The sequence below is a fragment of the Actinomadura sp. 9N407 genome, assembly GCF_044326315.1.
Taxonomy (GTDB): Bacteria; Actinomycetota; Actinomycetes; order Streptosporangiales; family Streptosporangiaceae; genus Spirillospora.
In genome coordinates this window covers 96659-116277 of the sequence record NZ_JBIRAW010000032.1, presented here as the reverse complement: position 1 = coordinate 116277, position 19619 = coordinate 96659, and the positions used below count along the sequence as shown (strand labels likewise).

Genomic DNA, 19619 nt, shown 5'->3' with positions numbered 1-19619 from the left:
AGCGTTCGGTGGTCATGGCGAAGGGGAAACACCCGGTCCCATCCCGAACCCGGAAGTTAAGCCCTTCAGCGCCGATGGTACTGCATGGGAGACTGTGTGGGAGAGTAGGACACCGCCGGACATATATTAAGGGAAAGGCCCCGCCAGAAATGGCGGGGCCTTTCTCATTTCACGACCCTTTTCAAGGTCATCGGTGTACGCGATAGCGCAGCCATACGAGCCCGCCGTCGAACGACTCCGACGTCTTCAGCTCCAATTCTGAAATTGCCGGGCGTTCGGTGCCGTACCAGAAGTGGTCGCCGTGGGCGCCGGCGAGACGAGGGTGGATGAGCAGGCTCACCTCATCGATGAGGTGAGCCTTGAGCAAGGCTCCGATGAGCGCGCCTCCGCTGTCGACCCTCACGACCTGCGCGCCTTCCGTCCGTCCGAAGGCTTCCAAGGCTCCGGCGAGATCTACCCGCGTCCGGCCCATCACCAGCTCGCGTACCGGCCGTTCGGGCGGACGCGGGGGAGTGGTCTCCGAGTGCAGCAGAAGCACATCTGACCAGTGCCCCACCTCCCGCAGCGCGTCCCACTGCCGGATGCGGCCCTGCCCATCGACCACGGCCAGCAGGGGGCCGTCCGCGGCCGGCCCTGGGCGCGGAGCCGTCGCGAGTGCTGGTTCCTGAGCCAGGATCGTGTCCGCTCCGGCGAGCGTGATGTCCTCGTTGAAGGTGCTCGCGAGCTGGTAGAACCTGCCCACATCCGGCTCGAAGCCCGTGGTGGCGCCCTCTAGGGAGATGGCCACGTGGGCGACGACATACGGTCGCTTCCCGGGTCCGCTCTGCATGCGAGCCACCCTAATCAGCAAAGAGGACGGAGGCCGACCTCCTTACCCGCAGCTTCCCCGGCAGCTTCCGCTGAGCACGCTAAAGGACACAGAGGGATGTTGGGATTGTCGGGCGTCTGGTTCCCCGTCTGCCGTGCCACAGAGACGATCATCTCGCCCATGTTCTTCCAACCTCGCGATCGGACCTCAGCCGGCCTGCTCAGCCGGTGCGGACCTCAGGCGTTGCGAGCGCGTCCGAAGGCCTGCACGAGATCAAAGCCGAAGGCGAGATCGAGGGCAGATCGCGAAGCGATGCCAGCGCGAGCCGCATCCGCGACAAGCGACGAGCGCTAGCGAGGAGTGCAGCTCGCGGAGGCAATAAACACAGCGTCGAGTGTGACCGCCCATTGGTGGAGGAGGCGGGTGCGGCGGGCGGAGTCGTCGGTGAGGAGGTCGGCGAGGCCGAGGCCGCGGACGAGGTCGAGGGTGGCCTGGACGCTCTCGCGGACGCCGGGGACGGTCTCGTCGGCGCCGAGGGCTTCGACGGTGAGGCGGTGGGCCTCGCGGCCGACCTTGGCCTCCAGGGGGAGGACCTGGGCGCGGAGCTGCTCGTCGGAGCTCGCGGCGACCCAGAGCTGGAGGGCGGCGCGGAAGAGGGGGCTGGTGTACATCTCGCCGAGGAGGGTGAGGACGTCGCGGGTGGAGGGGCGGCGGTCGGCGAGGGCGTCCAGGTGCTCGCGCATCTGCTCCATGCGGATCTCGGTGCCGTACTCGACGGCGGCGGTGACGAGTTCCTCGCGGGTGCGGAAGTGGTGCTGGGCGGCGCCGCGGGAGACACCGGCCTCTTCGGCGACGACGGCGACGGTCGTACCGGACCAGCCCTTGGCGGCCAGGCAGCCGATGGCGGCCTCGAGGAGGCGGGCCCGGGTGGCGCGGCTGCGGTCCTGGCGCGGCTCGCGGGGGGCTGCCTGCGTGGTCATGGTCTCCTCGGCTCGGTGGACGTCCAGTCAACCAAAGGGGCCGGGCAGAAAACAAGCATGCACGATTGATTTTTTCTGGTCCGGCTGGCAGGGTTCAGGGCATGACGCGACCGCTGCGGATCGGCAACGCCTCGGGCTTCTACGGCGACCGGTTCACCGCCGTACGGGAGATGCTGGACGGCGGCCCGCTGGACGTCCTGACCGGTGACTACCTGGCCGAGCTGACCATGCTGATCCTCGGCCGCGGCAGGCTGAAGGATCCGGACGCCGGGTACGCGACCACGTTCCTGCGGCAGATGGAGGAGTGCCTCGGGCTGGCCGCCGAGCGGGGTACGAAGATCGTCACCAATGCCGGCGGGCTCAATCCGGCCGGGCTGGCAGGCAAACTGCGCGAGCTGGCGGAGCGCTTGGGCGTCGACGTGCGGGTGGCCCATGTGGAGGGCGATGATCTGCTGCCGCGTGCCAAGGAGCTGGGCCTGCACCATGCGCGGTACGGGGCGCCGCTGACCGCGAACGCCTATCTGGGTGCGTGGGGCATCGCCGAGTGCCTGAAGGGCGGCGCCGACATCGTGGTGACCGGCCGGGTGACCGACGCGTCGCTGGTGGTCGGGCCGGCGGCCGCTCACTTCGGCTGGGCGCGGGACGACTGGGACGCGCTGGCGGGCGCCACCGTGGCAGGCCATGTGCTGGAGTGCGGCGCGCAGGCCACCGGCGGCAACTACGCGTTCTTCCAAGAAATCTACAACGTAAAGGCGTCGGGCCCGATGAAGGCACCGGGTTTTCCGATCGCCGAGATCGGGGCCGACGGCTCCGGCGTCATCACCAAGCACGAGGGCACCGGCGGTGCCGTCACGCCGGAGACCGTCACGGCCCAGCTGCTGTACGAGATCGGTGCCCCGGGTTACGCGGGTCCGGACGTGACGACCTGGTTCGACACCATCGAGCTGGGGGAGGACGGGCCCGATCGCGTCAGGATCAGCGGTACGAGGGGTTCCCCGCCGCCGGAGACGACCAAGGTGTGCCTCAACCATCTGGGCGGTCATCGCAACGAGATGACGTTCGTGCTGACCGGCCTGGACATCGAGGCCAAGGCGGATTTCGCGCGGGCCCAGCTCGAGGCGGCCATGGGCGGGGCCCGTCCGGCGAAGGTGGAGTGGACGCTGGTCGGTACGCCCAAGCCCGATCCGGAGACGCAGGGCGAGGCCACGGCCCTGCTGCGCTGCGCCGTACTGGACCCGGATCCCGACAGGGTGGGCCGGGCGTTCAGTGGCGCGGTCGTGGAGCTGGCGCTGGCGGGCTACCCGGGCTTCACGATGACCTCGCCACCGGGCAAGGGGAGCCCATACGGGGTCTACAAGCCGGCGTTCGTACCCAACGATGAGATCGAGCATGTCGCGGTGCTGCCCGATGGAACGCGCGAGATCATCGATCCCGCGCCGCAGACCTCGCCCGTCGAAGCGTCGCCCGTCGAAGCCCCTACGCAAGCGCGGCTCGAGCCGGCACCGGAAGGGGACCTTGTACGGGTGTCCCTCGGACGGGTCGCGGGCGCGCGCAGCGGAGACAAGGGCGGGGACGCCAACATCGGCGTCTGGGCCCGTACCGGCGAGCAGTGGCGCTGGCTCGCGGGGTTCCTGACGGTCGAACGGCTCGGGACGCTCCTGCCCGAGACGCGCGAGCTCACCGTCACGCGCCATCTGCTGCCCAACCTCCGCGCGGTCAACTTCGTCGTCGAAGGGCTGCTGCAGGAGGGAGTTTCGGCGTCGACCCGGTTCGATCCGCAGGGCAAGGCCCTGGGGGAATGGCTGCGGTCGCGCCTCGTCGACGTTCCGGAGGCCATCCTTTGACTCTGAAGAGCACGCTGGACACCCGCGGTCCCGAGTACGGCGACCGGCGCGCGGCCATGCTCGCCAAGCTGGACGGGCTGGAGGAGGAGCACACGAAGGCGCTGCTGGGCGGCGGTGAGAAGTACGTCGAACGGCATCGCAGGCGCGGCAAGCTGCTGGCGCGCGAGCGGATCGAGCTGCTGATCGATCCCGACTCGCCGTTCCTGGAGCTGAGCCCGCTGGCGGCGTGGGGCAGCGACTTCCCGGTCGGGGCCAGCGTGATCACCGGGATCGGGGTGGTGGAGGGCGTGGAGTGCCTGATCATCGCCAACGATCCGACGGTACGGGGCGGCTCCAGCAATCCGTGGACGGTCAAGAAGACGTTCCGGGCCAGCGACATCGCGTTCGAGAACCGGCTGCCGGTGATCAACCTGGTGGAGTCCGGCGGTGCCGACCTGCCCACCCAGAAGGAGATCTTCATCCCGGGCGGGCGGATGTTCCGCGATCTCACCCGGCTGTCGGCGGCCGGGATCCCGACGATCGCGCTGGTCTTCGGCAACTCGACCGCGGGCGGCGCGTACATCCCGGGGATGTGCGACCACGTCGTCATGGTCAAGGAACGCGCCAAGGTGTTCCTCGGCGGGCCGCCGCTGGTGAAGATGGCCACCGGCGAGGAGGCCGACGACGAGGAGCTCGGCGGCGCGGAGATGCACGCCCGCACCTCCGGCCTCGCCGACCACATGGCGGTGGACGAGGCCGACGCGCTGCGGCTGGGGCGGCAGATCGTCAAGCGGCTCAACCACCGCAGGCTCGGGCCGCCGCCGTCCGTGCCGTACCAGGAGCCTCGGTACGACCCGGAGGAGCTGGCGGGGATCGTCCCCGCGGACCTGAAGGTGCCGTTCGATCCGCGCGAGGTCGTCGCCCGGATCGTGGACGGCTCGGAGTTCGACGAGTTCAAGCCGCTGTACGGGACGAGCCTGGTCACCGGGTGGGCGCGGCTGCACGGGTATCCGATCGGGATCCTCGCCAACGCGCAGGGCGTGCTGTTCAGCCAGGAGGCGCAGAAGGCGGCGCAGTTCATCCAGCTGGCCAACCAGAGCGACACGCCGCTGCTGTTCCTGCACAACACCACCGGCTACATGGTCGGCAAGGAGTACGAGCAGGCCGGGATCATCAAGCACGGCGCGCTGATGATCAACGCGGTGGCCAACAGCACGGTGCCGCATCTGACGGTCGTCATGGGCGCCTCGTACGGGGCGGGCAACTACGGGATGTGCGGCCGGGCGTACGATCCGCGCTTCCTGTTCACCTGGCCGAGCGCCAAGTCGGCGGTGATGGGACCGCAGCAGCTCGCCGGGGTGCTGTCGATCGTCGCCCGCCAGTCGGCGCAGGCGCGCGGGCAGGACTACGACGAGGACCAGGACCGCGCGATGCGCGAGATGGTGGAGGGCCAGATCGAGGCCGAGTCGCTGCCGTACTTCCTGTCCGGGCGGCTGTACGACGACGGCGTGATCGACCCGCGCGACACCCGTACCGTGCTGGGGCTCTGCCTGTCGGTCGTGCACAACGCCCCGGTCCGCGGTGCCGGGGCCGGCGCCGGCGGCTTCGGCGTCTTCCGGATGTGAGGCCGCCCATGAGCCCGAACGTCGCGAGCGAGGAACGAATGATCGACAGACTGCTGGTGGCCAACCGGGGCGAGATCGCGCGCCGCGTCTTCCGTACGTGCCGCGACCTCGGCATCGGCACCGTGGCGGTGTTCTCCGACGCCGACGGCCCGGCGGCGCCGCACGCGGCCGAGGCGGACGCGGGCGTGCGGCTGCCGGGCGCCGCGCCCGCCGACACGTACCTGCGCGGTGACCTGGTCATCGCGGCGGCCCGGGCAGCGGGCGCCGACGCGGTCCATCCGGGGTACGGGTTCCTGTCGGAGAACGCCGCGTTCGCGCGGGCGGTCGCCGAGGCGGGGCTCACCTGGGTCGGCCCGCCGCCGGCGGCGATCGAGGCGATGGGCTCGAAGATCGAGGCCAAGAAGCTGATGGCGGCGGCGGGCGTGCCCGTGCTGACCGAGCTCGATCCGGACGCCGTCACCGAGGCGGACCTGCCGATCCTGGTCAAGGCGTCGGCGGGCGGCGGCGGGCGCGGGATGCGGGCCGTCCACACGCTCGGCGAGCTGCCCGAGGCCGTGGCCTCCGCGCGCCGGGAGGCGCAGTCGGCGTTCGGCGACCCGTCGGTGTTCTGCGAGCCGCTGCTGCGGCACGCGCGGCACGTCGAGGTCCAGCTGCTGGCCGACGCGCACGGGACGGTGTGGGCGCTCGGCGAGCGGGACTGCTCGGTCCAGCGCCGCCACCAGAAGATCATCGAGGAGGCGCCGTCGCCCGCCGTGGACCCGGGCCTGCGCGAGGAGCTGTGCCGCGCGGCGGCGAACGCGGCCCGCGCGATCGGCTACACCGGCGCCGGAACGGTCGAGTTCATGCTCGCCGGCGACGGGCGCTTCTTCTTCCTGGAGGTCAACACGCGCCTGCAGGTCGAGCATCCGGTCACCGAGTGCGTCTACGGCCTCGACCTCGTACGGCTGCAGATCGAGGTCGCCGAGGGGGCGCGGCTGCCGGCCGGGCAGCCGGAGCCGCGCGGGCACGCCATCGAGGTGCGCCTGTACGCCGAGGACCCGTCCGCCGGCTGGCGGCCGGGCAGCGGCACCCTGCACACGTTCGAGGTGCCGGACGTCGATGCCGCGTTCCGGATCCCGGCGGAGTACGGGCTCCGGCTCGACAGCGGTGTCGAGAGCGGCAGCGAGGTCGGCGTCCACTACGACCCGATGCTCGCCAAGCTCATCGCGTACGGGCCGACCCGCAAGGCCGCCGCCCGCCGCCTGCGTGCCGCGCTCGCGGGCGCGCGCGTCCACGGCGTCACGACCAACCGGGACCTGCTCGTCCGCATCCTGTCCGAGCCCCGCTTTCTCAACGGCGAGGCGACCACCGGCTATCTCGACGACGTGGGCCTGGACGTCCTCGCCGCGCCCCTGGCCGACGAGGAGGCCGTACGGCTGTCGGCGCTGGCCGCCGCGCTTGCCGACGCCGCCGCCAACCGGGCGTCGGCCCAGGTGCTGGACGGCCTGCCGTCGGGATGGCGCAACCTGCCGTCACAGCCGCAGCGCAAGTCGTACGAGACGCAGGACGGCACGGCGATCGACGTCGCCTACCGCTTCACGCGCGGCGGCGTCCTGCGGGCCGAGGGCCATGACGGTGTGCGGCTCATCGCGTCGTCCGCCGGCGCCGTCACCCTTGAGGTGGCGGGCGTGCGGCGCGACTTCGACGTACGTCGCGTCCAGGACGACCTGTACGTCCACTCGCCGCTCGGGCCCGTGACACTGCGCGCGCTGCCGCGCTTCGCCGACCCGAGCGATCTGGTCGCGCCCGGCTCGCTGCTGGCCCCGATGCCCGGGACCGTCATCCGGGTCGAGACCGAGACCGGAGCGACCGTGACCGAAGGGCAGACGCTGGTGGTGCTGGAGGCGATGAAGATGGAGCACCGCATCGCCGCCCCCGCCTCCGGCATCGTCGCCGAACTCGCCGTCGCCGCCGGGCGGCAGGTCGAGTCCGGCGCGGTCCTCGCCGTCATCGCCGCCCCCGAGCCCGCTCCCGAATCCGAAGGGAACCCCCAGTGAGCTTCATCGAGACCGAGGAGCGGCAGGCCCTGCGCGCCGCCGTCGCCGACCTCGGCGCCAAGTACGGCCCGTCCTACTACGTCGAGAAGGCCCGGTCAGGGCAGAAGACCGACGAGCTGTGGAACGAGGCCGGCCGGCTCGGCTACCTCGGCGTGAACGTGCCCGAGGAGTACGGCGGCGGGGGCGGCGGCATCGGCGACCTGGCCGCGGTGTGCGAGGAGCTGGCCGCGGCCGGCTGCCCGCTGCTGCTGATGGTCGTCTCCCCGGCCATCTGCGCCACGATCATCGCCCGGTCCGGCACGGACGAGCAGCGCAAGCACTGGCTGCCGCGCTTCGCCGACGGCTCGGTGAAGATGGCGTTCGCGATCACCGAGCCGGACGCCGGCTCCAACTCGCACAGGATCACCACGACCGCCCGGCGGGACGGCGACGGCTGGATCCTGTCCGGCCAGAAGACGTTCATCTCCGGCGTCGACGAGGCCGACGCCGTGCTGTTCGTCGCCCGCAGCGCCGATCAGAAGGGCAATCTGCGGCCCTCCCTGCTCATCGTGCCGACCGATGCCCCCGGCTTCTCCTGGACGCCGATCGACATGGAGATCGTGTCGCCGGAGAAGCAGTTCGTCTGCCACCTGGACGATGTGCGGCTGCCGTACGACGCGCTGATCGGGGACGAGGACGGCGGGCTGCTGCAGCTGTTCGCCGGGCTCAACCCCGAACGGATCATGGCGTCGGCGATGGGCGCCGGGATCGGCCGGTTGGCACTGGACAAGGCGACGGCGTACGCCAAGGACCGGCAGGTCTTCACGACCCCGATCGGTGCCCATCAAGGACTCGCGCACCCGCTGGCCGAGGCGAAGATCGAGCTGGAGCTGGCCCGGCTGATGGGGCAGAAGGCCGCCTGGCTGTACGACGAGGGCGACGACGCGGGTGCGGGCGAGGCGGCGAACATGGCCAAGTACGCCACCGCCGAGGCCGCGATCCACTGCGTCGACCAGGCCATCCAGACCCATGGCGGCAACGGCCTGACCACCGAGTACGGCGTCGGCATGCTCGCCGGGGTCGTCCGGCTGATGCGGATCGCCCCGGTCAGCCGCGAGATGATCCTCAACTTCGTCGCCCAGCACTCCCTGGGACTGCCCAAGTCGTACTGAATCTCCAGAATGGCGTCGGTGCCGCCGTGGGCGCGCTCGAGATCCCGGAGGGCTTCCCACGGCGGCACGGTGCTCGCGTGAAAGGGGTCCCCATGTCGGTACCCTGCACTACATTTCCGTCGTGATCAAAACAAGCCCCCCGCTTCCCGACGAGAACGTCCTCGAGATCCCGCGGTCCTGGAAGCGGCATCTGCATCCCCGGCGCGGCGGCCATCCCGGTCCGGATATCAAGGTGGCCGATCTGAGCGAGGAAGGGCTCCTGGCCCCCTATGCCGGCCGGATCGAAGAAGTGCTGACCCACCGCGATACCGATCCGGTCCTCGCGGCGGCGGCGCGGGAGCATCTCGCGGGCAAGGCCGGGCCGCGGGGCGCGGCGGCACTCGCGGCCATCCCGGACTCGGACCATCAGGCGGGCGAGATGACGGTCCGGTTCGTGGACGCGTGGATCACCACGTACGGCCTGCCGTTCGCCGTCCACGCCTTCGTCGAACGGTGCGGCATCGAGGTCGGCGGCCCCTACCGCGCGAATAAAGCCGGCCTGGTCTTCCACGAAGGCTACTGGGGCGGCGACGACGCCAAGCGGCTACGCGCGATTCTCGCCACGGCGGACGACACCGAATACCAGGAGGTCGTCGCGTTGCTCGGCGGCCTTCGTACGTCACCGGCCCGGCAAATGCTCGCCGCCTATCTCGTCCCGACACAGCTGGACTGGGTCGCCGAATGCTGCGCCGCGCCCGCGAACACGATGCCGAGAGACCTGCTGCTGCAGTCTCTGGGATCTCCCGAACATCTCGAAATCCTGGGCACCGAAGCACGTATCTCTGTCTCTGACTGCTATTACATCGAGAACCTCCTCACCCTGGCCGAGGGGGTGGGGCCCGCCATCGCCCCGTTCATGGCCGACGCGTTCGACCGGCATCACGACAGTGCCCCGCGCCGCAAGGGATTGCTGGAGGCACTGGGCCGGCTGCCCGGCGACGAGGCGTTCCGGCTCATGCTGGAACGCTCCGGGAACTCCCATATGCGGGCCGCGCTGCGCGAGACCATGCGGCGCAATCCCGTCCGCGCGATCCGCGTTCTGGCGGCTGCCATGACGGTTGGGGACGCGACGGCGGAAGAACTGCTGACCGACCACCTGCGCGCCAACACCGGACTGGTGACGCGCGTCCTGCCGGACCTTCCTCCGGAGGCCCGCGCGATCGCGGAGAAGCTGACCGCCGCGGACGGCCACGTTCCCGAGGCCTCGGCGGACGAGCTCCCCCCGCTCCTGGTCGATCCGCCCTGGGCCCGCACGGAGCCGAAGCGCAAGCCGGTCGTCCTCAAGGGCCTGCCCCTGTCCGGAGAACAGGCCGTCGTCTGGGCGCCCGGTGAGCACGACGCCTGGATAGGCACGCCGATCGCCGATCCCAGCGGAGGCGGCGTCACCGTGCGACAGGTTACGCAATCCGCCGGACGCGACGCGAAGTGGGAGAAGCGACTCGAGGGCATCCGTACGGGCGTGGCGGCCGACCCGCTCCACCAGATGGCCTACTGGCAGGCCGCGATGCTGGCGAAGGGCCCCGAGGAGCTGGCCCGCCCCGCACTGCGCGAGTGGAGGCCGTCGTGGAACCAGAGCGGACTCGGCACCCGCAACCCGTGGAGCCCCGACCATTGGCTCAAGCCCCTCATCGCCCGCTTCGGCCTCGACGCGCTTCCGGTCACGCTGGACTTCGCCCGCTCCAGGCCCGCCCGGGGCGCCGAACTGCTGCTGCCGTTCCTGGACGGTGAGGTCGCGAAGGCGATGGCCGACTGGCTGCTGCGCGTCGCCGGGGCGCGCGAGCCCGCGGCCGCCTGGTTCACCCGGCACGGTCAGGCGGCACTGCCGCACCTGATCCCGGTCGCCCTGGGCAGGGCCGGGCGGGCTCGGGCGGGCGCCGAGCACGCGCTGCGTTTCCTCGCGGTCAAGGAAGGCGAGGGCACGGTGCTCGCCGCCGCACGCCCGTACGGCGAGCAGGCCGTCGCTCTCGTGGAGGCGCTGCTGGCCGAGGACGCGGAAGAAGCGCGTCCCTGGAAGAAGGCCGCCGAGTACACCGACGTGAACACCGACGGCCTTCCGCAGGTGCTGCTGCGGAACGGGGAGCGCGCGCTGCCCGTACCGGCCGTCCGCCATCTGCTCACCCTGCTGGCGCTCTCCGTGTCCGGCGAGCCCGAGCCGGATCCCGGCCTCGCGGGCGTGCTGGAGGCCTGCGACGAGCGCTCCCTGGCGGGGTTCGGCTGGGCGCTCTTCCGCCGCTGGAATGAGGACGGCGCGTCCGCCAAAGACGCTTGGCACTTCAGTGTCCTGGGACGGATCGGGGACGACGAGGCCGTGCGCGGTCTCGTCCCGCTGATCCGTGCCTGGCCGGGGGAGGGCGGCCACCACCACGCGGTACGCGGGCTCGACGTGCTGGCCGAGATCGGAACCGATCTCGCGCTCCGCGAGGTCCACGCCATCGCCCAGAAGGCCAGGTTCAAGGGCCTGAAGGAGCGCGCGCAGGACAAGGTCGAGGACATCGCGGCGGCGCGCGGCCTCACCCCGGAGCAGCTCGGCGACCGGCTCGTTCCCGGCTTCGGGCTGGACGCCACCGGCACCCTCGTCCTCGACTACGGCCCGCGGCGGTTCACCGCCGGCTTCGACGAGGCGCTGAAGCCCTACGTCGTCGACGAGCAGGGCAAGCGGCGGCCGAGCCTGCCCAAACCCGGGGTACGCGACGATGCCGCGCTCGCCTCCGCCGCGTACGGGCGCTTCGCCGATCTGAAGAAGGACGTCCGCGCGATCGCGGGCATCCAGCTCCAGCGCCTGGAACTGGCGATGACGACGGGCCGCAGGTGGACCCTGGACGAGTTCCGCGAGTTCTTCGTCCAGCATCCGCTGGTGTGGCACATCGCCCGGCGGCTGGTCTGGCTCGCCGAGCACGGCGGCACGGCGTCGGCGTTCCGGCTCGCCGAGGACCGCACCTTCGCGGACGTCACCGACGCCGCCGTCATGGCACCCGGTGACGCCGCCATCGGGATCGCCCACCCGCTGCACCTCGCGGGCACCCTGGAGGAGTGGTCGCAGATCTTCGCCGACTACGAGATCTCGCAACCGTTCCCGCAGCTCGGACGGGACGTGTACGGGCTGACCGGGGAGGAGAAGGCCGGCGGGAGGCTGGCCCGGTTCGAGGAGGCGACCGTGCCCTACGGGAACGTGCTCCAGCTGGAGCGGCGCGGCTGGTACCGCGGTCCCGTCGGCTCCGGCGGCGGGATCGAGTGCTTCGTCCGCCCGGCCGGGCACGGGCGGTACGTCGTCGTCACGCTGGAGACGGGGCTGTTCGCCGGCCAGGTCAGCGAATCGGGAGACCAGACGTTCAAGGCGGTCTGGATCGGTGCCGACCCCGCTCCCGACCGGTCCTCCCACCCTCCCGTTCAGGGCGCGCCGTACACCTTCGGCGAGCTGGACCCGTTGACGGCCTCCGAGGTCATCGCCGATCTCGAGGGGGCCACAGCGCGTAACTGACCAGGGGATCGGCCGGGATAGGGGAAGGCGACCCGGGTCACCCTGGAGAGCTAGCCGCGAAGCTCCGCCCGCAGGGTGATGCCGCCGCGCGTCCCGTTCGCCTAGCGTCGGCCTGACGATGACGGTGATGACGCGAACGGCCGGATGGCTGCGGACCCTGGGCACGGACCTGGCCTTCACGGCCGGGGCGCCGATGATGCCGCTGCGGCGCCCCGGCTGGACGGCTTGGGCGCCGCACGCCGCCGTCGGGCTGTATGCCGCGATCCTGTCCGGCGTCGCCTGGCACACGCTGATCGAGGACTTCGGCGTCCCCAACCAGGCCGCGGCCACGCTCGGCATCGCGCACGCGCTCGCGCTGCCGATCGCGCTGTACTGGCCGCCGGCGGGCTGGTGGACGTCGCTGGCCCTTGGGGTGGCCATGGCGCTGGTGGCCGTTCCGGAGGCCGGCGCCGGGCCGCTGTGGCCCGGCCCGGCGCTGGCGATCCACCTCAGCGTGCTGGCACTCGTCGGGGCGCGGGTGCGGGCCCGGGTATCGGTCGCGATGTGGGCGCTCACCCTGCTGGCCGGATGCGCGCTCGGCCTCGTCCTGCCGGGAAGCCGGGAGCCGCTGTTCGGGATCGCCGCGATGGCGGTGTACTCGGCCGTGGTGCTGACCGCCTCCGGCGCGCTGCGGTCGCGGGCCGAAGCGCTGCGCCGCCTGGCCGAGCAGGAGCACATCAGCGGCCGGGAACGGGCCCGCCGCGCGCTGCTGGAGGAGCGCACCCGGATCGCGCGCGAGCTGCACGACGTCGTGGCCCATCACATGTCGGTGATCGCCATCCAGGCGGAGGCGGCACCGCTGCGCGTCGCCGACCCGCCGGCCGAGCTGGCCGGATCGTTCGCGACCATCCGGCAGAACGCCGTCGAGGCCCTCACCGAGCTGCACCGCGTGCTGGACGTCCTGCGCGCCGACCCGTCGGCGAGCCGGGCGGCGGACGAGGGCGACGCTCCCCAGCCGACCCTCGACCGCCTGGACGACCTCCTGTCCGGTGTACGGGGCGCGGGCCTTCGCGTGACGGTCGAGACGCTGGGGGCGCCGGGTCCTCTCGCGCGAGGCGTGCAGCTGACCGCGTACCGGATCGTCCAGGAGGCGCTGAGCAACGTCATACGGCACGCGCCCGGCACCGACGTCACGGTGACACTCGACCACCGGCCCGGCCGACTCGACCTCGAGGTGGCCAACACCGCTCCCGAGCACCCGCGCGCGCCGTCCCGTGGCGGGCACGGGATGATCGGCATGCGCGAGCGGGCCGCGATGCTCGGCGGCACGCTGACCTCGGGCCCGCGCCCGGACGGCGGCTACACGGTACGGGCGGAGCTGCCCACCGGGCGGGAAGGGACGGCGCCATGACGATCCGGGTGCTCATCGCCGACGACCAGGCCATGGTCCGCGAGGGCTTCTCCGTCCTGCTCGGTGCCCGCCCCGGCATCGAGGTCGCGGGTGAGGCCTGCGACGGGCGGGACGCGGTGGAGCGGGCCGCCGCGCTGCGCCCCGACGTGGTCCTGATGGACGTGCGGATGCCCGTGATGAGCGGGCTGGAGGCCACCCGGATCATCACCGAGGCCGGTACGGCGCGCGTCCTGGTGCTCACCACCTTCGACCTGGACGAGTACGTCTACGAGGCCCTCCGCTCCGGGGCGAGCGGCTTCCTGCTCAAGAGCGCCACCGGCCAGGCGCTCGCGGAGGCGGTACGGGTCGTCGCCGGCGGCGAGGCGCTGCTGGCGCCCAGCGTGACGCGGCGGCTGATCTCGCACTTCGCCCGGATGGGCGGCCGGGAGTTCCGCCCGCTGAAGCGCGACGCCGCGCTCACCGAGCGGGAGACCGAGGTCCTGGCCCTCGTCGCGGGCGGGTTGTCGAACGCCGAGATCGGCGAGCGGCTCGTCGTCGCGGAGCAGACCGTCAAGACCCACGTCAGCCGCATCCTCATGAAGCTGGGCCTGCGCGACCGTACCCAGGCGGCCGTGTACGCGTACGAGACCGGGCTGGTACGTCCCGGCGTCAGCTGAGCCGCGCGAGCCGGGTCTCCAGGGGTGGCGCGCTCAGCCGGTTGTCGACCTCGGTGTGGGGAACGGGCGGGGGCTCCTCGGGGCGCATCCGTTCGACGAACTCCGCGAAGCACTCCAGCTTGCCGCGGTCGCGTTCCAGGCCGCGCGCCTCCAGGCGGTGCCGCAGGGTCGCGGGGTCCGTGCGGATCCAGACCAGCCGCACGTCCGGGCCGCCGAGTTCGTCCACCCATCGCGCCCATCGCCGCGGCGAGCGGATCTGGCCGGTGAACGGGCCGCTCAGCAGCACCGGGCAGCCGGACGCGCGGATCTCCCGGGCGGTGCCGGTCAGGCCCGCGTACTCGTGCCGCTTGATGTGCTCGTCGTACCAGGGACCCTCGCGCTCGCCCGGATCCCGCCCGGAGGCGGCCAGGATCGCCGTGACGAACGGGCCGTACAGCGTGTCCTTGTCCAGCAGCGCGGGGACGGGCCGCAACCGGGCGAGCAGCAGGCCGGCCACGGTGGTCTTGCCGCCGCCCGGCGGTCCCGCGACCACCCACACCGTGCCCTGCCCGCGGCTCATGCCGGGATGGACAGGCGCCGCGACGCCAGCCGCTCGATCCGCGCCTCGTCGATCTCGTGGCCGAGCCCGGCCTGGGTGTACGGGACGCCGACGACCCCGCCCGACGACCGCACCGGCGGTGACACGAACGCCGGGCCGCCTGCGGGGTCGGACACCTCGCTGGGCAGCGTGACACCGGGCAGGGCGGCCAGCGCGACCGCCGCGGCCTGCCCGATGCCGAACGCGCCCGTACCGGTGCACCAGACGTCCCAGCCGGCGGCGTAGGCCAGGTCGTGCGCGCTGCGGGCCGCGGTGAGCCCGCCCATGGCACTGGCGCGCAGGTCCAGCACGCGCCCCGCCTCAAGGGAGATCGCCGCTTGCAGCGTGTCCAGATCGCCGACCGCGGGTGCGATGGCCGCGCCGATCCGGTGCTGCAGGCGGGCGTGCGCGGCCAGGTCGCCGGCGGGGAAGGGCCGTTCGATCGCGAGGATCCCGTAGGCGTCCAGCCCTTCGAGGACGGCCAGGTGCTCGGGCGTCTCGCGGTAGGCGTGCCCGGCGTCGGCGACCAGCGCCAGCGCGGGGAAGGCCTGCCGGATCGCCCGTACCGGCTCGATGTCCCAGCCGGGCCGCACGTCCAGCGTGACCCGCGTGTGCCCGGCGCCGACGGCCTGGTTGACGCGGCCCACCACGGTCTCCAGCAGCGGCTCGGGGGTGATCCTGGCGCCGGTGACGATCGAGGTGCGGGTGCCGCCGAGCGCGTGCGCGAGCGGCATCCCCTTGGCCCGGCACCACAGGTCCCAGCAGGCGGTGTCGATCGCGGCGGCGGCACCCGGGCAGCCCAGCTCGGCCGCGGCCGAGACGTCCTCGGGACGTTCCAGCTCCAGGCCGATCAGCGCCGGGCCCATCCGCTCCTCGATGTCGGTCCAGACCGGCCGGGGCCCGCCGGACGCGACGGCGGCCTCGCCCCAGCCCACCGTGCCGTCCTGGCCGCGCAGCCGTACCAGGACGCTCTCCGGCCGCCGCCCGCGCGGCATCGCCACCCGGAAGGCATCGCAGCCGTGGATCTGGGGCACCCGTCACCCGCCCTTCACACTCGGAAGTCCTGCCACCATGATCCCCCTTTCCGGGACCGGTGAAGACACCGCGGCGGCCCTAGCGGCGGCGGAACCGGAGCGGGCGCCTGGCGTAGCCGCCGTCATCGAGGCCCGCGAGGCGCTCGAACGGGTTGTACGAGGCGTGGTCGCCGCACAGCAGCAGCGAGATCCCGGCGCACAGCAGGTACGGCGGGAGCATGACCGGCCCCAGGCAATACGCGTACTGGGTCGAGTGCCGGGCCTCGTGACGCAGCAGTGCCGGACGGGCGAGCAGGCTCTCGGCGTCGCGCCGGACGAGGACGACATTGCCCAGCGTGAACGCGGACGCGACCGGGACGGGCGGGCGGTAGCCGCCAGCGATGTACAGGCCGTCGGGCCCCCGGCGCAGGTGGCGGGCCGCGATCCTGGCCAGCAGCAGCCCCAGGGGCGTCGACAGGTTGCAGACGTTGACGACCTGGCGCAGGCGGTGGGCGCGCTTCATCCCCGGCCGTCGATCAGGACGGGCAGGAGGCGGTCAGGGAGGTCGGCTTGCTCTGCGTCCGGCGCGGCGTGGGGGAGGTGGTGCCGCCCGCGACGGGCGAGGTGCTCTTCGGGGAGGCCGACGGCGACGGCGAGGCCTCGCGCTCGCCGGCCACGGCCCGGGCGGTGAGCTTGCGGATCAGGTCGAGGTCGGGGTTGCCGGTGTGGATCAGCGGCGGCACGAACTGCAGGCTGTCGATCCGGGCACCGTCCTTGACCTTGCCCGACAGCGACACGAACGCCGGCAGCAGCTCCTGCGGGATATCGGTGGAGATGGCGTTCTTGGTGGCGGCGGCCAGCTTGTCGAACTTGGTCAGCACGGTCTGCGGGTCGGCCTGCTTGGCGATGGCCCCCAGCAGGCACTTCTGCCGCCCCATCCGGGTGTAGTCGTCGCTCATCGTGCGGGACCGGCCGTACCAGAGGGCCTCCTTGCCCTTGAGTACGCGGTCGCCCGCCTGCAGGACGTCGCCCCGCTGGCCGTACGGGATCGGCTCGGTGATCTTGATCCGGACGCCGCCCATCGCGTCGATGATGTCGGCGAAGCCGAACATGTCGACCAGGATGTGGTAGTCGACCGGCTGGCCCAGGATCCCGCTGATGGTGGACTTCAGCAGCTCGGGGCCGCGCTGGTTCTTGCGCGCGCCCGGCACCAGGTCGGGGTGTTCCTCGGCGAACTGGTAGACCTCGTTGAGCAGCCCGGGCGTCCCGGCGCCGTCGCCGGTGAAGCCGTAGGGGAAGCGGTCGCGCGCCGGGCCGGGCGGCATCGGGAAGCTCTCCAGGTTGCGCGGCAGGCTCAGCAGGACGGTGTCGCCGGTCTTGGTGTCGACGCTGGCGAGGGTCATGCTGTCGGTGCGCACGCCCTGCCGGTTGGCGGCGGCGTCGCCGCCCAGCAGCAGCACGTTGACCCGGGACTGCCCGTTCCAGGGGTCCTTGGTGTCGACCTTGCGCCCGTTGGTGCCGCCGGCCTGGAAGATGCCGGTGAGCGCGTCCCGGAAGACATAGGTGTTGTACGCGCCCCACGACACCGGCACCGCGACGGCGAAGCACAGCACCGTGACCGCCACCGTGCCGGCCATGCGGCCGCCCAGCGACAGCGCGTCGGGACGGACGAGCTGGTACGAGCGGATGACGATGGTGACCCACAGCAGGCCGAGCGCGGAAGAACGTTCCGGCGACGGCGGCGCCGATGACCAGCAGCGCGAACGCGCCGAGCAGGATCCCGCCGATCACCCGGCGGCCGGTGCGCAGATGGGCGACGCCCCAGATCAGCGCCGAGGCCAGGGTGAGCGCGAGCGCGCGGGCGAGGCCGGGCTCGGCGTCACCGCCGCGGGCACGCCGGGCTGCCGATCGACTCGCCATGTACGCTCCGATTCCCCACGCCCGGTGATCTAAGGCCCCACCTACCATTAAGGACGCGCAAAGCCCGCCGGGAGTTGCCCGGCGGAGGACGCCCGATCCGGAGGCCGGGACGGTCCGGGGCGTCCGCCACGGAGGTCCGGGCTCCCGGATCACCCGGTGATCCTAGCGGGGGAACGGTCCGCCGGACGGTCTTCTGGTGATCTTGATTCGGTACTGCGGTGCCGGAACGGCCGGCCGGCCGCCTCACCAGCTGCTGGACAGCGGCTTGCCCTCGGCGTAGCCGGACGAGCTCTGGATCCCCACGGTGGCCCGCTCGTGGAACTCCGCCAGCGTCCGCGCGCCCGCGTACGTACAGGAGCTGCGCAGCCCGGCCACGATCGAGTCGATCAGGTCCTCCACACCGGGGCGCTCGGGGTCCAGGAACATCCGCGAGGTGGAGATGCCCTCCTCGAACAGTGCCTTGCGGGCCCGGTCGAAGGGGGAGTCGTCGGCGGTGCGCAGCCGTACGGCGCGCGCGGAGGCCATCCCGAAGCTCTCCTTGTAGAGCCGGCCGTCGGCGGCGCGCTGCAGGTCGCCCGGCGACTCGTAGGTGCCGGCGAACCAGGAGCCCACCATCACGCTGGACGCCCCGGCGGCCAGTGCCAGCGCCACGTCCCGCGGATGCCGGACCCCGCCGTCGGCCCACACGTGCCGGCCGAGCCGGCGCGCCTCGGCGGCGCACTCCAGCACGGCGGAGAACTGCGGGCGCCCGACGCCGGTCATCATCCGGGTGGTGCACATCGCGCCCGGCCCCACGCCGACCTTGACGATGTCGGCGCCGGCCTCGATCAGGTCGCGGGTGCCCTCGGCGGTGACCACGTTGCCGGCCGCGACCGGGACGCCCGGGTCGAGCCCGCGGACGGCGGCCAGCGCGGTGACCATCTTCTCCTGGTGCCCGTGCGCGGTGTCGACCACCAGCAGGTCGGCGCCCGCCTCCAGCAGCGCCTTGGCCTTGCCCGCCACGTCGCCGTTCACGCCGACGGCGGCGGCGACGCGCAGCCGGCCGGCCCCGTCCACGGCGGGCGAGTAGAGGGTGGCGCGCAGCGCGCCGGTACGGGTGAGGATGCCGTCCAGCCGGCCCTCGGCGTCGACGACGGGCGCGAGCCGGTGCCCGCGCTCGTGCAGCCGGTTGAACGCCTCGCGCGGGTCGACGCCGTACGGCAGCGTCACCAGGTCGCGGGACATGATGTCGCGCAGCTGGGCGAAGCGGTCGACGCCGTGGCAGTCGGCCTCGGTCACCACGCCCACCGGGCGGCCGTCCTCGACCACGATCACCGCGCCGTGCGCCCGCTTGGGCAGCAGCGCCAGGGCCTCGCCGGCGGTGGCGCCGGGGGAGAGCCGGATCGGGGTGTCGTACACCAGGTGCCGGCGCTTGACCCAGCCGATCACCTCGGCCACCACCTCGACCGGAATGTCCTGGGGGATCACCGCCAGGCCGCCCCGGCGGGCGATCGTCTCGGCCATCCGGCGGCCGGAGACCGCCGTCATGTTGGCCACCACGAGCGGCAGGGTCGTCCCGCTGCCGTCGGAGGTGGACAGGTCGACCTCGAGCCTGGACCCGACCGCCGAGCGGCGCGGGACCATGAAGACGTCGTTGTAGGTGAGGTCGTGGGCGGAATGCTCACCGTTCAGAAGGTGCACGCTGAACTACACACCAATCACGTGGAAGTGGGCCGGGCCACCGTACATTGTGATTCATACCCCCAGGTGCTCCGGCCAATGCGGCACCGGGAACCTCCCGTCACCGGCCGATCACGGATCGGTCGAGCACCGATCTCCGTTCGGCCGCCGCCCGGTCGCCAGGAGTGGCCACCGGACGCCTCCCCGCGCGGCGTGCCGGGCGCGGACCGGCGGGAACGCCCCAAGGTGACGAACGCGTGGCGCCGTAGTGCCTTTCGCGAGCGATCCGGACGTCGCGCGCGTAATACCGGAGGCGGCGCGGACGCAGTGGTTTTGAGTGCAACGTGAGGTTTAGCTCTCTGTAAAGTTACCTCTTGACGATCGTGCGGCGGCGATGCAGTTTTCTTACATGTGCCTCGCGCGGAGATCCGCCCCCCGTAGGAGGCGTCACAGCAGAACACCGG

Annotated in this window: 15 protein-coding genes and 1 rRNA gene; 9 read left to right on the top strand and 7 right to left on the bottom strand. The window is 72.2% G+C overall.

Annotated features, from left to right (window positions below):
- Positions 1–4: 4 nt before the first annotated feature.
- Positions 5–121, top strand: a 5S ribosomal RNA gene (gene rrf / locus ACH34Q_RS36990).
- Between the two features lie 66 nt (positions 122–187).
- Here the strand turns inward: rrf and ACH34Q_RS36985 are convergent.
- Both ACH34Q_RS36985 and ACH34Q_RS36980 read right to left on the bottom strand, forming a co-directional pair.
- Positions 188–829 (bottom strand): dihydrofolate reductase family protein, encoded by a 642-nt coding sequence (locus ACH34Q_RS36985; RefSeq protein ID WP_395987826.1) that lies wholly within the window; start codon positions 827–829, stop codon positions 188–190.
- 329 nt (positions 830–1158) lie between these two features.
- A complete protein-coding gene (locus ACH34Q_RS36980) occupies positions 1159–1788 on the bottom strand; it encodes a TetR/AcrR family transcriptional regulator (RefSeq protein ID WP_395987825.1) in 630 nt (209 codons plus the stop codon).
- Positions 1789–1889: 101 nt separating this feature from the next.
- Between ACH34Q_RS36980 and ACH34Q_RS36975 the strand changes: the two genes are divergently transcribed.
- The 7 genes from ACH34Q_RS36975 to ACH34Q_RS36945 all read left to right on the top strand — a co-directional run bounded on the left by ACH34Q_RS36975 (position 1890) and on the right by ACH34Q_RS36945 (position 13986).
- Positions 1890–3632, top strand: coding sequence for an acyclic terpene utilization AtuA family protein (locus ACH34Q_RS36975; protein WP_395987824.1), 1743 nt, complete (start codon positions 1890–1892; stop codon positions 3630–3632).
- Positions 3587–5236, top strand: coding sequence for an acyl-CoA carboxylase subunit beta (locus ACH34Q_RS36970; protein WP_395987823.1), 1650 nt, complete (start codon positions 3587–3589; stop codon positions 5234–5236). The genes ACH34Q_RS36975 and ACH34Q_RS36970 overlap by 46 nt, the downstream gene beginning before the upstream one ends.
- A gap of 38 nt (positions 5237–5274) precedes the next feature.
- Complete coding sequence (locus ACH34Q_RS36965; RefSeq protein WP_395987822.1) at positions 5275–7272, top strand: acetyl/propionyl/methylcrotonyl-CoA carboxylase subunit alpha; 1998 nt, start codon at positions 5275–5277, stop codon at positions 7270–7272.
- A complete protein-coding gene (locus ACH34Q_RS36960; RefSeq protein WP_395987821.1) occupies positions 7269–8423 on the top strand; it encodes an acyl-CoA dehydrogenase family protein in 1155 nt (384 codons plus the stop codon). Before ACH34Q_RS36965 ends, ACH34Q_RS36960 begins: the two co-directional genes overlap by 4 nt.
- 121 nt (positions 8424–8544) lie before the next feature.
- The gene (locus ACH34Q_RS36955; protein WP_395987820.1) at positions 8545–11940 is read left to right on the top strand and encodes a DUF4132 domain-containing protein; all 3396 of its coding nucleotides are present in this window, start codon (positions 8545–8547) and stop codon (positions 11938–11940) included.
- A gap of 127 nt (positions 11941–12067) precedes the next feature.
- Positions 12068–13330, top strand: coding sequence for a sensor histidine kinase (locus tag ACH34Q_RS36950; protein WP_395987819.1), 1263 nt, complete (start codon positions 12068–12070; stop codon positions 13328–13330).
- A complete protein-coding gene (locus ACH34Q_RS36945) occupies positions 13327–13986 on the top strand; it encodes a response regulator (protein ID WP_395987818.1) in 660 nt (219 codons plus the stop codon). Before ACH34Q_RS36950 ends, ACH34Q_RS36945 begins: the two co-directional genes overlap by 4 nt.
- Here ACH34Q_RS36945 and ACH34Q_RS36940 read toward each other — a convergent pair.
- From ACH34Q_RS36940 to ACH34Q_RS36925, 4 genes are all read right to left on the bottom strand, one after another.
- On the bottom strand, positions 13979–14545 hold the full coding sequence (locus tag ACH34Q_RS36940; RefSeq protein WP_395987817.1) for an AAA family ATPase: 567 nt from the start codon (positions 14543–14545) through the stop codon (positions 13979–13981). The two genes, ACH34Q_RS36945 and ACH34Q_RS36940, sit on opposite strands and share 8 nt — an antisense overlap.
- Complete coding sequence (locus ACH34Q_RS36935; RefSeq protein WP_395987816.1) at positions 14542–15597, bottom strand: enolase C-terminal domain-like protein; 1056 nt, start codon at positions 15595–15597, stop codon at positions 14542–14544. The genes ACH34Q_RS36940 and ACH34Q_RS36935 overlap by 4 nt, the downstream gene beginning before the upstream one ends.
- A gap of 79 nt (positions 15598–15676) precedes the next feature.
- Positions 15677–16099, bottom strand: coding sequence for a hypothetical protein (locus ACH34Q_RS36930; RefSeq protein ID WP_395987815.1), 423 nt, complete (start codon positions 16097–16099; stop codon positions 15677–15679).
- A gap of 13 nt (positions 16100–16112) precedes the next feature.
- Positions 16113–17213, bottom strand: a complete 1101-nt coding sequence (locus ACH34Q_RS36925; protein WP_395987814.1) for an LCP family protein — start codon at positions 17211–17213, stop codon at positions 16113–16115.
- On the opposite strand from ACH34Q_RS36925, the gene ACH34Q_RS36920 reads away from it, so the two are divergent.
- Complete coding sequence (locus ACH34Q_RS36920; protein WP_395987813.1) at positions 17212–17529, top strand: hypothetical protein; 318 nt, start codon at positions 17212–17214, stop codon at positions 17527–17529. The genes ACH34Q_RS36925 and ACH34Q_RS36920 overlap by 2 nt on opposite strands.
- A gap of 210 nt (positions 17530–17739) precedes the next feature.
- On the opposite strand, the gene ACH34Q_RS36915 is transcribed toward ACH34Q_RS36920, so the two are convergent.
- A complete protein-coding gene (locus ACH34Q_RS36915; RefSeq protein ID WP_395987812.1) occupies positions 17740–19176 on the bottom strand; it encodes a GuaB1 family IMP dehydrogenase-related protein in 1437 nt (478 codons plus the stop codon).
- Positions 19177–19619 lie beyond the last annotated feature (443 nt).